This is a genomic window from Dongia mobilis (assembly GCF_004363235.1).
GTDB lineage: Bacteria > Pseudomonadota > Alphaproteobacteria > Dongiales > Dongiaceae > Dongia > Dongia mobilis.
The window spans coordinates 1-11686 of the sequence record NZ_SNYW01000002.1 but is presented as its reverse complement, the minus strand read 5'-3'; the positions used below and the strand labels follow the sequence as shown (position 1 = coordinate 11686).

Annotated in this window: 14 protein-coding genes; 8 read left to right on the top strand and 6 right to left on the bottom strand. The window is 67.6% G+C overall.

The window, feature by feature from the left end; genetic code table 11:
* Positions 1-21: 21 nt before the first annotated feature.
* A complete protein-coding gene (ddpX, locus tag A8950_RS01050; RefSeq protein WP_133611636.1) occupies positions 22-573 on the bottom strand; it encodes a D-alanyl-D-alanine dipeptidase in 552 nt (183 codons plus the stop codon).
* A gap of 209 nt (positions 574-782) precedes the next feature.
* Here ddpX and tsaB point away from each other — a divergent pair, with 209 nt between their 5' ends.
* The 6 genes from tsaB (at position 783) to A8950_RS01020 (ending at position 5294) form a co-directional block, all read left to right on the top strand.
* The gene (gene tsaB, locus A8950_RS01045; protein ID WP_166644933.1) at positions 783-1562 is read left to right on the top strand and encodes a tRNA (adenosine(37)-N6)-threonylcarbamoyltransferase complex dimerization subunit type 1 TsaB; all 780 of its coding nucleotides are present in this window, start codon (positions 783-785) and stop codon (positions 1560-1562) included.
* Positions 1559-2062, top strand: a complete 504-nt coding sequence (locus tag A8950_RS01040) for a GNAT family N-acetyltransferase (RefSeq protein WP_243735490.1) — start codon at positions 1559-1561, stop codon at positions 2060-2062. The genes tsaB and A8950_RS01040 overlap by 4 nt, the downstream gene beginning before the upstream one ends.
* Before the next feature lie 223 nt (positions 2063-2285).
* On the top strand, positions 2286-2780 hold the full coding sequence (locus A8950_RS01035; RefSeq protein ID WP_133611634.1) for a MucR family transcriptional regulator: 495 nt from the start codon (positions 2286-2288) through the stop codon (positions 2778-2780).
* Positions 2781-3135: 355 nt separating this feature from the next.
* Positions 3136-3606, top strand: a complete 471-nt coding sequence (locus A8950_RS01030; RefSeq protein ID WP_133611750.1) for a Fur family transcriptional regulator — start codon at positions 3136-3138, stop codon at positions 3604-3606.
* A 36-nt stretch (positions 3607-3642) separates the two neighbouring features.
* The gene (locus A8950_RS01025) at positions 3643-4455 is read left to right on the top strand and encodes a GNAT family N-acetyltransferase (RefSeq protein ID WP_243735489.1); all 813 of its coding nucleotides are present in this window, start codon (positions 3643-3645) and stop codon (positions 4453-4455) included.
* An 11-nt stretch (positions 4456-4466) separates the two neighbouring features.
* Positions 4467-5294 (top strand): lysophospholipid acyltransferase family protein, encoded by an 828-nt coding sequence (locus A8950_RS01020; protein ID WP_243735488.1) that lies wholly within the window; start codon positions 4467-4469, stop codon positions 5292-5294.
* Positions 5295-5332: 38 nt separating this feature from the next.
* Here the strand turns inward: A8950_RS01020 and A8950_RS01015 are convergent, their stop codons facing one another.
* Both A8950_RS01015 and A8950_RS01010 read right to left on the bottom strand, forming a co-directional pair.
* Entirely contained in the window at positions 5333-6250 is a 918-nt protein-coding gene (locus A8950_RS01015; RefSeq protein WP_133611632.1) for a DUF1223 domain-containing protein, read from the bottom strand.
* Positions 6251-6353: 103 nt separating this feature from the next.
* Complete coding sequence (locus tag A8950_RS01010) at positions 6354-6593, bottom strand: succinate dehydrogenase assembly factor 4 (RefSeq protein ID WP_133611631.1); 240 nt, start codon at positions 6591-6593, stop codon at positions 6354-6356.
* A gap of 122 nt (positions 6594-6715) precedes the next feature.
* Here A8950_RS01010 and htpX point away from each other — a divergent pair, with 122 nt between their 5' ends.
* On the top strand, positions 6716-7696 hold the full coding sequence (gene htpX, locus A8950_RS01005; RefSeq protein WP_133611630.1) for a zinc metalloprotease HtpX: 981 nt from the start codon (positions 6716-6718) through the stop codon (positions 7694-7696).
* Between the two features lie 13 nt (positions 7697-7709).
* Here the strand turns inward: htpX and A8950_RS01000 are convergent, their stop codons facing one another.
* On the bottom strand, positions 7710-8234 hold the full coding sequence (locus A8950_RS01000) for a L,D-transpeptidase family protein (protein WP_133611629.1): 525 nt from the start codon (positions 8232-8234) through the stop codon (positions 7710-7712).
* Positions 8235-8239: 5 nt separating this feature from the next.
* Positions 8240-9034 (bottom strand): MBL fold metallo-hydrolase, encoded by a 795-nt coding sequence (locus A8950_RS00995; protein WP_243735487.1) that lies wholly within the window; start codon positions 9032-9034, stop codon positions 8240-8242.
* A 376-nt stretch (positions 9035-9410) separates the two neighbouring features.
* Between A8950_RS00995 and A8950_RS00990 the strand changes: the two genes are divergently transcribed.
* Positions 9411-10601 (top strand): MFS transporter, encoded by a 1191-nt coding sequence (locus A8950_RS00990; RefSeq protein ID WP_133611627.1) that lies wholly within the window; start codon positions 9411-9413, stop codon positions 10599-10601.
* On the opposite strand, the gene A8950_RS00985 is transcribed toward A8950_RS00990, so the two are convergent.
* Positions 10598-11686: caspase family protein (locus tag A8950_RS00985; RefSeq protein WP_208109693.1), on the bottom strand; the 1089-nt coding region annotated here is incomplete at its 5' end. The two genes, A8950_RS00990 and A8950_RS00985, sit on opposite strands and share 4 nt — an antisense overlap.

Genomic DNA, 11686 nt, shown 5'->3' with positions numbered 1-11686 from the left:
CGCGCGCCGGCGCCGGCAACGCTACATCATCGGTTTTGGCAGCGCGGCATTGTCGATCAGCGGGAAGTCCCGCGCGTTGAACATCTGGTAGTGCCACCACTCGTTCTTGTAGTTGTCCCAGCCGGCCGCCATCATGATGCCAAGCAGGATGAAGCGATTGCGCTGGGCCTCGACGCTGATCTCGGTCGAGGCGTGATGCGAGGCCGGCACCGCCGCATCGAAACCGGTCCCCATCTCAAGCTCGCGTCCCGCCCCGTCGATCAGGGTGAGGTCGATGGCGACACCGCGGCTGTGCGGCGAGCCGCGGCGCGGATCGGCGATGAATTCCGGGTCGGGCAGCGCATTCCACAGGCGCCATTGCGCCTCGCCGGGGCGATAGGCGTCGAAGATCTTGAAGCGCAGGCCAAGCGGAGCGGCAAGATGCACGGCCTTGCGCAGCAGTTCCGCCGCCTGTTCCTGCAGGTAGCAGACGGGGCGGGTATAAATGGGGGCCCCGGTCAGATTGTCCGCTGTCGCATAGGCGAGCGCGATCTCGACATCGAATTCCGGCGCGGTGATTTCGACCAGGCTCATGATCCAACCTGCTTGCGGTTATTGCGCGCCTCACCGGGTGCCAGCCCGGGATCGGCATGTTCGGGCCGGCCGGCTTGTCTTTCGCGGCGCGCCTCACTAAACCCCCAGGGAAGGAACACCGGCGGCTGAACCTCCAGAGAGCAGTCCCTCTGGTAGCAAAGCACGGCCCGGAATGGCAATTGGCAAGGTGGCGGCGAGGTGGCAGTGACATGCCGGTGACGGCGAAGATGACGGGTGGCGCGGCCGCCCAGCCGCCGGTTCCGGCGCCGGGCAGCCTCGTTCTGGCGCTGGATGCGGCGGGCGGCGCCTGTTCCGTGGCATTGGCCCGTTTGACTGCGGCCGCGCCGCATTTCCTGGCGCAGGAAAGCCGAGCCATGCAGCACGGCCATGCCGTCGCCCTGGTGCCGATGATCGCCGCAGCCATGCAGGCGGCCGGTTGCGCCATGGCCGATCTCGACGCCATTGCCGTGGGCATCGGCCCTGGCGGCTTCACCGGCCTGCGCATCGCACTCGCCACGGCGCGCGGCCTCGGCCTCGCCCTCGACCGGCCGGTCATCGGCATATCCAGCTTCCAGGCGACGGCCCGCGCCGCCGCACTTGCCAGTGAACCGGGTGGTACCGACTGCGTGGTCCTGCTCGACAGCCGCCGGGCCGAGCCCTTTGCCGCCTGGCTGGCGCCTGATCTCACCTTCCGCGAGCCGCCGCTCCTGGCGGATGCCACCGCCCTGTCCGCGCTGCTGGCACGCGCGACGCCGCCGGTCCTGCTGGGCGACGGCATCGCGTCCGCCCGTGCCCTGCTGGGGGGCGACTTGCCCGGTGCTGCTCAGGCGGTGCCGGCGATGGCGGACGCCGCCGCCATTCTCGCCCTCGCTGCCGATTCCGCCGGGCGCTATTGCCAGCCCGCACTGCCGGTCTATCTGCGGGCACCGGATGCCACCCTGCCGCCTGCAGCGGGCGATGCGCCGCCGTCCGGGGCGGCGCGACCATGACTCGCCCCGCGATGGCGCCGCATCCGGTGCAGCGGCTGATTGCGCCGGCCGACGCCCCCCTGCTGGCCGCCCTTCATCGCGCCGCATTCACCGCGCCCTGGGACCGGCCATGGTCGGCGCAATCCTTTGGCGAAATCCTGGCCCTTCCCGGGGCATTCGGGCTGATCGCCGCGCTGCCCGGCGGCGGGGCGGGCGAACTGCCGGAACCGGCCGGATTCGGGCTGATGCTGTCCACCGGCGACGAGGTCGAGTTGCTGCTGCTCGGCGTATTGCCCGGCAGCCGGCGCCGCGGCATTGCCCGGCGGCTGCTCGACGACCTCCTCGCCATGGCGGCGGCGGCCGGCGCCGCACGGGTCCTGCTGGAGGTTGCTGCCGCCAATCCGGCGGCGATCGCCTGCTACCGCCAGGCCGGCTTTTCGCCCTGCGGGCTGCGCCGGGATTATTATGCACCGGGCCAGGACGCCCTGCTATTCGAGCGCCATCTGCACAATTACCGGTAATTCTCCTCAATTGCGCGGAATTACTTGGGTTATAGGTGTGAGATATTGAAAAATAACGCGGCGTTCATTGCCATTCCCGAGGGCTGTGGCTAATTTCCGCCCAGTCCGCGTTTTACCGGTGCCGGCACCGCTCAGTCCCGGGCGGCCATGGCCGGTTCGGCAGGTGGCTTACCCCGCGCCTGCCGGCCGGACGCGATCTCTCCAGCCGAAGGAAGCCGAGCCGATGACCGATGCGCCGCAGAACGATCCGCTGTTGCCGATGGTGACCGAGATCGTTGTCGCCTATCTGTCACACAACACCGTGGCGATGGCCGACATCCCGCGTCTGATTGCCGAGACCCGCCAGGCGCTGGCCCAGCTCGGGCGGCCCGGCAGCACGCAGGTCAACGGCAATGCCGGCCAGTCCGCCGGTGAACCCGCCGTCGCCATCAAGAAATCGGTCACGCCGGATTACATCATCTGCCTCGAGGACGGCATGAAGCTGAAGATGCTGAAACGGCATCTGAGGACCGCCTATGACATGTCGCCGGAGCAGTACCGGCAGAAATGGGGCCTGCCGGCGGACTACCCGATGGTGGCGCCGAACTACGCCAAGAAGCGTTCCTCGCTGGCGCGCGAATTCGGCCTCGGCAAGGCCGGCGGCCGGGCGAGCGGCAAGGCAAAGACAGGGTCCGGCAAAGCTGGGGCCGGCAAGCGCCGCACCGCACGGCGGGCCTGACCGCCCGTCGGCATCGCCAATTCCGCGGCGCCCGATCCCTTACCCGGGTAACCACCCGGTTTCGCGCGCTGTACCGCCGTCAACGTTAACGAATTGGGCGCCCCGCCATTTGGACTGGCGGGGAATTGGTGGCTCCCGGGCGCTGCGCCGATTCCATCTGGCGTCATGCCGGCAATCCTGATTTTCTGGGTACCTGTTTTTCTGGTGATCCGGCGTCGCGCCTGATAAACCGGAATCGCGGCCCCTGCCGGGCGAGCCCGGCCGGTTGCCGTCACGGGGACTGTTAACCAGACGGTCTAATAACCTGACGAAATCTACTGGATTGTCGAAAGCACCAATGACCAGCGAGAAAAGCGTGCCATCGCGTCTTGAAACTCTTTGCGTCGAGAAAGGGCTGAAAATGACCGACCAGCGTCGGATCATCGCCCGGGTCCTGTCCGAAGCCCAGGACCATCCCGATGTCGAATTGCTGCACAAGCGCGCCGCCGAGATCGACCCCGGCATCTCGCTGGCCACGGTCTATCGCACCGTGCGCCTGTTCGAGGAAGCGAGCATCCTGGAGCGACATGATTTCGGCGATGGCCGCGCCCGCTACGAGGAGGCGCGCGACGACCACCATGATCATTTGATCGACATCCAGTCCGGCCGTGTCATCGAATTCACTAATAACGAAATCGAGCAGCTGCAGCATCGCGTCGCGGCCGAGCTCGGCTACAAGCTGGTCGGTCACCGGCTCGAACTCTATGCCGTGCCGATCGACAAGAACGGCAGTGGCGAGAGCGAGATTCCGAAGGGCAAGCCGCGCATCGTCGGCGGTGGCGCGTAATGGGAGGCGCGTGATGAGGGGCGGCAGATAATGATCGTGGCGGCGGCCCGTCGCGAGCGCCCGGTCGATGTCGTCGTCGGTGATCTGGAAGCGCGCCTCGCCGAGACCGAGGCAGAGATCGTGGCGGCGCAGGAATTGCGCTATCGCGTCTTCTACGACGAGGTCGGTGCCCGCCCCAGCGCCGAAATGCGGCGCCTGCACCGCGATTTCGACCAGTTCGATTCCTATTGCGACCATCTGATCGTGGTGGACCGCGCGCGCGGTCCCGGTGTCAGGGGCATCGTCGCCACCTACCGGCTACTGCGGCGCGAGGCGGCCAGGCGCGCCGGACGCTTCTACTCCATCGCCGAATACGATATCGCGCCGCTGGTGAGCCGGCCGGGCGAGATCCTGGAACTGGGCCGCTCCTGCGTCGATCCCGCCTATCGCAACAAGATGGCGATGCAGTTGCTGTGGAAGGGCATCACCGACTACATCCTCTTCCACAAGGTCGAGGTCATGTTCGGCTGCGCCAGCTTTCCCGGCACCGATCCGCGGGCACACCGCATGGCCCTTTCCTATCTGCATCACCGGCATCTGGCGCCGGCCGAGTTCCGTCCGCGCGCCGTGCCCGACCGCTATGTCGATATGGACATGATGCCCCTGGGCGAGATCGACGAGAGGCGCGCGCTGGCCTCGTTGCCGCCGCTCATCAAGGGCTATCTGCGCCTGTCGGGTTATGTCGGCGACGGGGCCGTGATCGATCATGAATTCGGCACGGTCGATGTCTCCATCGTCGTGGTGACCGAAAAGGTCACCGACAAGTACATGAAGCACTATACCCGCGCCGATTACGGCGGCGACGGCTGATCGCGGTCGCCATGGCGAGGAATCGTCATCTCTCGCGCCGCTTCGAGCTCGATCCCGGGTCGAGCCTCCGGGGTGCGACAAGGCTGCTCGCCTATGGCGGCATGACCCTCAGCCTCTCGCCACTGCAGCTTGGCCTGCTGCCGCTTCACCGCCGCGCTTCCTTCCTGCTGCCGCGCCTCTATCATCGCCTCACCTGCCGCATTCTCGGCATCGACGTCGAGATGCGCGGCATGCCGTCGCCGCGACATCCGACCCTGTTCGTTGCCAATCACGGCTCCTATCTCGACATCCCGATCCTGGGCTCGCTCATCACCGGCGCCTTCGTGGCGAAAAGCGAGGTGGCGGGCTGGCCGATGTTCGGCTGGCTATCGAAGATGCAGCGCACCGTCTTTGTCGACCGCCGCCGCCACACCACGCACCGCCAGCGCGACAGCCTGCAGCGGCAGCTCGAACTCGGCGACGACCTGATCCTGTTTCCTGAAGGAACCTCGAATGACGGCAATCGCGTGCTGCCGTTCCGCTCGGCCCTTTTCAGCGTGGCCGAGCGCGAGGTGGCTGGCCAGCCGCTGACCGTGCAGCCGGTTTCGGTCGCCTATGTGGGGCTTGGCGCACTGCCGATGGGTCATCGCCACCGGCCCTATCTCGCCTGGTATGGCGACATGACCCTGGGCGGACATCTGTGGAACTTCGTGCGCCTGCCGCGCGTGCGCGTGGTGGTCGAGTTCCATCCGGTGGTGACGATCGCCGATTTCGGCTCGCGCAAGGCGCTGGCGCAGCATTGCTACGACAAGGTGTCGGGCGGAGTCTCGGCGGCACTGGCCGGGCGATCCGACGGCTAGGCCGCAGTTTTCATTCTATCGCGTTGGCCGGCCCGCCATCACTGCAGATCGGCGACGTGCCAGGCACCGGCCGCGACGACCGGGCCGAACTCGACCTCGTTGGCGATGATGGCGCAGCCATCCGGGGCGGCCGCGCGTTCCTGGTCGGTCAGGCGGATCGATTGCACCAGGCGCTGCCCGTGCCATTGCCCCAGCTTGCGGATGCTGCGCACGGTATTGATGCTGACCAGGCGCCGTCCCTCGTTCTCGCCGGCGGTGACGTCGCTTTCGACCCGATGCGAGAAGGTGACCAGCCACAAGGTGGCCGGCACCTTCAGCGGCATCGCCGGCAAATGCAGCGCGATATCGCCGGCGCCGTCCTTCGTCAGGACGGGCTCGGCCATCACCTTGCGATTGCGCGCCTCGCGCAGCGCGGTTTCGATCGCCACCCGATCCGAACCCAGCACCGGCAGTGCGCCGGCCACCAGGATCTGCGGCGTATAGACCATGTTGTCGCCCATGGCCTGGGTATAGGCCCGGTGCCGCACGGCATGGTCGGGACGGGCGAACCGGTCGCGCCAACCGGTATAGTCCCAGTAATCGACGTGATAGGAGAGGGCGAGGAGATCGCGCCGCTGGGCCAGAGCCGCCAGGTTCTGGTCCGCCGTCGGGCAGGTGGCGCAGCCCTCGGCGGTGAACAACTCCACGACGACCGGCCGGGCGAGCGTGAGCGGCCGCAGGATCGCAGCCGGGGCCGGCGGCACCAGATGGGCCGGATCGGGCGCAATCCCGTCGGGCAGGGCCGGGGGCTGGCCCGGCTGGTTGGGTAGCGATTGGCCCGGCGACAATTGCGGCCCGGAAAAGGGCTGGACCAGGCTGTCCGGGCTCTGGGCCTGGGCGGCGTCCGGTTGGGCCATGGCGCCAAAACCGGCCAGGAAGGCGATCAGGGCCGCCGCACGGAAGAACGCTTTCGACATGGCCCCAACCTAGGTCCCCCGCCAACCCGCTGCCACTCACAATCGCGTGGCTCGCCCCTGCCGGCGCCGGCCTGTGGCACCAAAGCCGCAGGGGGGGGCCGCCTCAGAAATCGCTGACGCGGCCGTTGCGCTCCCAATCGCCGTAGCGCGTCGGTTCCGGGCCGCTCGGTCCGCCGAATTCAGGTTCGCGCGGATTCTGCTTCCTTGCCGCCGCGGCAGCAGCAGCACCCGGGTCGGCGGGGAGTTTGGCTGGCAACTCGGCCGGCGTCGATTCGGCCAGCGTCGATTCGGGCGGCGTCGATTCGGGCGGCGTCTGTGCGGGATTTCCAGGTTCATCCGTCATGCGGCCAGGATAGGCCCCCTCGCCACCCGGTCAAGGCCCGGCGCATCTTGATTCGGGCCGGTCCAGGGGCAATCTATGGCTGCGTCACAGACTTTTGTTGCCTTGCGGAGGTTTGCCGATCCATGGGTTACGCCCGTACCGCCTTGCTGCTGGCCGCATTGACCGGCCTCTTTCTGGCTGTCGGCTATGTCGTCGGCGGCCAGGGCGGCATTGTCATCGCCTTTGGCATCGCGCTGGCGATGAACCTCTTCGCCTATTGGAACGCCGACAAGATCGTCCTGCGGATGTATGGCGCGCGCCCGGCAGACGGGCATGAGCTGGAGCGGATCGTCGCCGCCCTTGCAGAGCGCGCCGGCATGCCCATGCCGAAGGTCTATATCATCGACCAGGAGCAGCCCAACGCCTTTGCCACCGGCCGCAATCCGGAGAACGCCGCCGTCGCCGCCACCACCGGCCTGCTGCGCATCCTCAATCGCGACGAGGTGGCCGGCGTGATGGCCCATGAACTCGCCCATGTCAGGAACCGCGATTCCCTCATCATGACCATGACCGCGGTCCTTGCCGGCGCCATCGGCATGCTCGCGAATATGCTGATGTTCACGGGTCTCGCCGGCGGCCGCGACGACCGCAGCAATCCGTTGGGCCCCATTGCCAGCCTGGCCGTCATGCTGCTGGCCCCGCTTGCCGCCATGCTGGTGCAGATGGCGATCAGCCGCAGCCGCGAATACGAGGCCGATCGCATCGGCGCCGCGATCTGCGGCCAGCCGCGGGCGCTCGCTTCCGCCCTTGCCAAGATCAGCCGGGGTGCCGCCGTCATCGACAACCAGGTGGCGGAAGCCAATCCCGCCTCGGCCCATCTCTTCATCATCAATCCGCTGCATGCGCGGGCCAGCGACGGCCTCTTTACCACGCATCCCAACGTGCAGAACCGCATCGACCGCCTGCTGGCGATGGAAGCCGGCGGCGGATTTGCAGCAGCCGAAGGCGGCTCGCTGCAGCGGCGCCCGGCGCCGCCTTCGGGCCGGCCGAGCCGCGCCTCCTCGATCCCGCAGAGCGGCCGCCGCCCGACCGTCGACCGCGGCACGCGCGGTCCCTGGGGCTGAGGCCCGTCGGCCTCTACCCGCGGTCCTCGGGCACCAGGATGGTGACGTGGTCTTCCGGCGACAACCGGTCGAGGATCTCCTCCAGATCGGCGCGGGCAAAGGCGACGCAGCCTTGCGTCGGGCGCCAATCGTCATGGGCAAGATGCACGAAGACCGCGCTGCCCTGGCCCGGCACCACCGGATCGTCATTGTGGCCGATCACCAGCACCCGGTCATAGAGATGGTCGGCGCGCCACATCTCCTCCGAACTTGCCGGATAGGGCAGGCGCACCAGCCGGTTATAGGCGATGTCGCCGGGGGCGTCGCACCAGCCGTCATCGCGCCGGATTGCTGTCGCCGGCAGGCGCGTGGCCGGCAATTCGCCGCGATAGAAGACGCAACGCAAGGGAAAGCGGCCGACCGGCGTGGCACCATCGCCCTCGGTTTTGTCGGCGCGGATGCCGCTGTGCCCCAGCGCACAGCGAAAGCGCCGGCCATCCAGTTCGGCCCAGCCGGTGGTGGCCCCGGGCGCATCGGCCCTGACAACCAGGTCGCGCATCGGCGTTACGGTGTCAGCACCAGGCCTTCGCGCGCCACCACGGTGCCCGGACGCTGCGCCTGGGCTGCGGCGGCGATGCCGTCCATGATTTCGTCGTCATGCGCGGGATCATGGTGGAAGATCACCAGCTGCCGGGCACCAGCGGCATCGGCAAGGCGCGCGCCCTCCTGCCAGGTGGAGTGACCCCAGCCGGCGAAGCGCGGGAATTCCTCTTCCGTATAGGTGCAGTCATAGATGAACAGATCGGCGCCGCGGATGAGATCCAGGATGGCGCCGTCCAGCTTCCCCGGCGTGTGTTCGCAATCGGTCACATAGCAGATCGACTTGCCGCCCCAGTCGATGCGATAGCCGGTCGCCTCGTTGGGATGGTTGAGCGGGCAGGTGCGCACCTTGAGGCCGGGGCGCGGCTCCAATGTCTCGCCGGCGATGAAATCGTGGTAGTCGGGCTTGGCGCTGAAGATCTCGAGCGGGACCGGGAAGAAGGGTTCGCTCATCAGCCCGGCCAGCGATTCCTTCAGCGTGCGATGCGGCTTCAGATGCCCCGCCCAGACGCGGATGCGGCTTTGCGGCTGGTAGAGCGGCTGGAAGAAGGGCAGGCCGACCACATGGTCGATATGGGTATGGGTGAAGAAAAGGTCGATCTCCGCCCCGCCATTCTCGGCCAGCTTGCGGCCGAGGCCGCGAATGCCGGTGCCGGCATCGAATACCAGGACATGGGGACCGGCGCGCACTTCGAGGCAGGAGGTGTTGCCGCCATAGCGGACATATTCGGGGCCCGAACAGGCGATCGAGCCGCGCACGCCCCAGAAGCGGACGGAGAGCGGACCCGAAGAAGATTGACTCTTGCTGGACGCGGTCGAAGAAACACCAGATTGCGACAAAACACTCGTTCCCTTTGCGGCGTCCCCGCCAAAACTACCGCCATCCCTGGTCTACCGGCCCCCCATCCGAGGTCCGGGCCGGATGATGGCATTCTTTGGGGCGAATGCAAAGAAGGCGATTAAGCCTTTGTCATTCCTTGGCACGCCCAGTGTGGTGCCGATCGTGTGTCTCATATATGTAGAAGCCGGGATGGGCCGCGGTGTACCCGCCGGCCGGGTTCCTTGACCTCGCCCGAGAACCCGGCCCGAGAACCCGACCCGAGAACTGGCGGGTCCCGCAGGAGGGGCAGTGGCGATGACGTCTGAGGAGGAAGTGACGCGCTGGCGGGTGGTCATCCTGGGCGTCGCCATCAGCGCCTTCGGCGCCTTCCTCCAGTTCAAGCTGCCGCCGGTCCTGCCGGCCTTCCTCGCCGAATTTCCCCACGATGCCGAAGTGGCAGCGGGCTTCATGTCGGTCTTTGCCCTGGTCGGATTGCTGGCCTCGGCACCGCTCGGGCGGTTGCTCGACCGCCGCGCCCTCATCCAGGCGCTTGGCGCCGGCCTCGTCTTCGCCGCCCTTGGCATCCTGCTCGGCCTCATCGCCCCCTATTCGGCGACGGCGATGCTGACGGCCCGCGGCGCCGAGGGGCTGACCTTCGCCATCTTCGCCCTCATCGGCCCGGTCATTGCCAATCGCGGTGCAGCCCGGCGCGATCTTGGCCTCGTCACCGGGCTCATCGCCGCCTGGATCCCGATCGGCCAGCTGGTGGCCGGCCTGCTGGCGCTTGCCGGCGCCGATTGGCAGGCACTCTGGCTGACCAACCTCGCGCTCATTCCCGTGCTCGGCCTTGCCGGCTTTCTGTTGCGCGATAACCTGGGGCCGCGCGCCATCACAGCGTTGCCTCTGCCGGCTGCAACCGCCTCGTCGTCGGCCCTTGCGCGGCAGGCAAGGCCCGATCGTGCCCTCGTCATCGGCGGTGGCATCTTCCTGCTCTGGTCGCTGCAATTCTTCGCCTTCATGACCTGGCTCACCAAATATCTCACCGGCGAACTGGGTCTTGCAGCACGGGCGGCGATCCTTGCCTATCTGCTGCCGGTCGTCGTGGTGATGCTGTTCAACGTGCTGACCGGCTGGGCGCTGGCGCGCGGCCTCGGCCTGATGAAGGCGCTCGTCGCAGCCCTGCTGCTGCAGGGTTTTGTCTGGCTCGCGGCACCCCATGCAGACGGCCTGTTCGGTGTCGCTCTGCTGATCGCCTATGGCATCGGCGCCGGCGTGGCGCCGGCCTGTTTCTTCCATCTGCCCCACCATCTGGCGCGCGGCGGCGTGCCGGTCGGGGCAAGGGCCTATGGCGTGCTGATGACCGGGCGCAATTGCGGCGTGTTCCTGGGGCCGATCGTGATGGCCCTGTTGTTCCAGGGCGCGCTCGGCTGGTCGGGTGCCGCCCTCGTCATCGCCGGCATCTGCGCCGCAGCGGCGGGGTTGGCCCTCACACTCAAGCTGCGCTAGCGCCATTCGATCTCGAACTCGCCGATCTTCTCCTCGCCGCGATAAATCAGGCGGCAATCCTTTCCGCAATTCTCAAGGGCGATCCAGCGCGCCTCGGCTTCCGTGCTGCAGATGTTGACGCCCCAGCCGCCATAGGCACTCTTGCGCATCTTGCAGGCGGTCGAGACGCCGATGCGGTCGCCGGCGGGATTGATGGCGAGGAAGCGGTAATTGCTGTTGTTGCCGCTGGAATTGGCCAGATAGCGCTCGATCGACCCCTTGAGCTCGGCCGCGACCGGAAGGGCGGTGCCGCGCTGCGACGGCGCCGCCGGCTCCGTCAGGGCGGCGAGCTGGACCGGCTGCTGTGCGGGTTGCGGGGCGGCGGTTGGCGCCGGCGCGGCTGTGGCGCTTGGCGCGGAAGCGGCTGGCATCAGCACGACATTGGCGGTGAGGGAGGAGGAATCCCAGGGGGTCTGGGCGTTGTTGGTTTCGGCGAGCACGCGGATGCGGACCGAGCGGTGCACCTCCTCGATCGAGGCGCCGGGGCGGCGCATCTCGGCGGCGAGCGCCAGGGTATAGGGCGAGTTGTCGCCATTGCCGTCGACCGAGACATCGCCGGGTGCGGTCGAATAGCCGACGAAGGAGCCGCGCGGCGCGTCGACGCGGGCAAGGCCGCGCGAACCCGAGCGGAAGCTGCGCGTCATCGGGTTGTTGCGGCAGGCGTCGAGGAAGACGAGGTCGATGTTGTTGGGGGCGTGCTCCATCTGCGCCAGGATGCTCTGTGCCGAGACGGCCTCGATCTCGACATCGCCCTCCTTCTCGATCTGGGCGCCGACCGGCAGCAGATAGTTGACGCCGTCGACCTGCACGCCATGGCCGGCGTAATAGAACAGGCCGATGGCGTCGCTGCCGGCGGCCATCAGATCGGCACCGAAATCGCGCACCGCCTTCTTCATCTCCTTCTGGTCGGCATCGGTCACCAGGCGCACCTTGAAGCCGAGCGCACGCAGGGTGTCGGCCATCAGCTCGGCATCGTTGACCGGGTTCTTCAGCCGGCCGATGCTGCTGTCATAGGCGCCATTGCCCATCACCAGCGCCACCCGCGC

What these genes read in the sequence shown, in the direction of transcription:
- ddpX (WP_133611636.1), bottom strand. Translation starts at nt 573, where the DNA reads ATGAGCCTGGTCGAAATCACCGCGCCGGAATTCGATGTCGAGATCGCG.
- tsaB (WP_166644933.1), top strand. Translation starts at nt 783, where the DNA reads ATGCCGGTGACGGCGAAGATGACGGGTGGCGCGGCCGCCCAGCCGCCG.
- A8950_RS01040 (WP_243735490.1), top strand. Translation starts at nt 1,559, where the DNA reads ATGACTCGCCCCGCGATGGCGCCGCATCCGGTGCAGCGGCTGATTGCG.
- A8950_RS01035 (WP_133611634.1), top strand. Translation starts at nt 2,286, where the DNA reads ATGACCGATGCGCCGCAGAACGATCCGCTGTTGCCGATGGTGACCGAG.
- A8950_RS01020 (WP_243735488.1), top strand. Translation starts at nt 4,467, where the DNA reads ATGGCGAGGAATCGTCATCTCTCGCGCCGCTTCGAGCTCGATCCCGGG.
- A8950_RS01015 (WP_133611632.1), bottom strand. Translation starts at nt 6,250, where the DNA reads ATGTCGAAAGCGTTCTTCCGTGCGGCGGCCCTGATCGCCTTCCTGGCC.
- A8950_RS01010 (WP_133611631.1), bottom strand. Translation starts at nt 6,593, where the DNA reads ATGACGGATGAACCTGGAAATCCCGCACAGACGCCGCCCGAATCGACG.
- htpX (WP_133611630.1), top strand. Translation starts at nt 6,716, where the DNA reads ATGGGTTACGCCCGTACCGCCTTGCTGCTGGCCGCATTGACCGGCCTC.
- A8950_RS01000 (WP_133611629.1), bottom strand. Translation starts at nt 8,234, where the DNA reads ATGCGCGACCTGGTTGTCAGGGCCGATGCGCCCGGGGCCACCACCGGC.
- A8950_RS00990 (WP_133611627.1), top strand. Translation starts at nt 9,411, where the DNA reads ATGACGTCTGAGGAGGAAGTGACGCGCTGGCGGGTGGTCATCCTGGGC.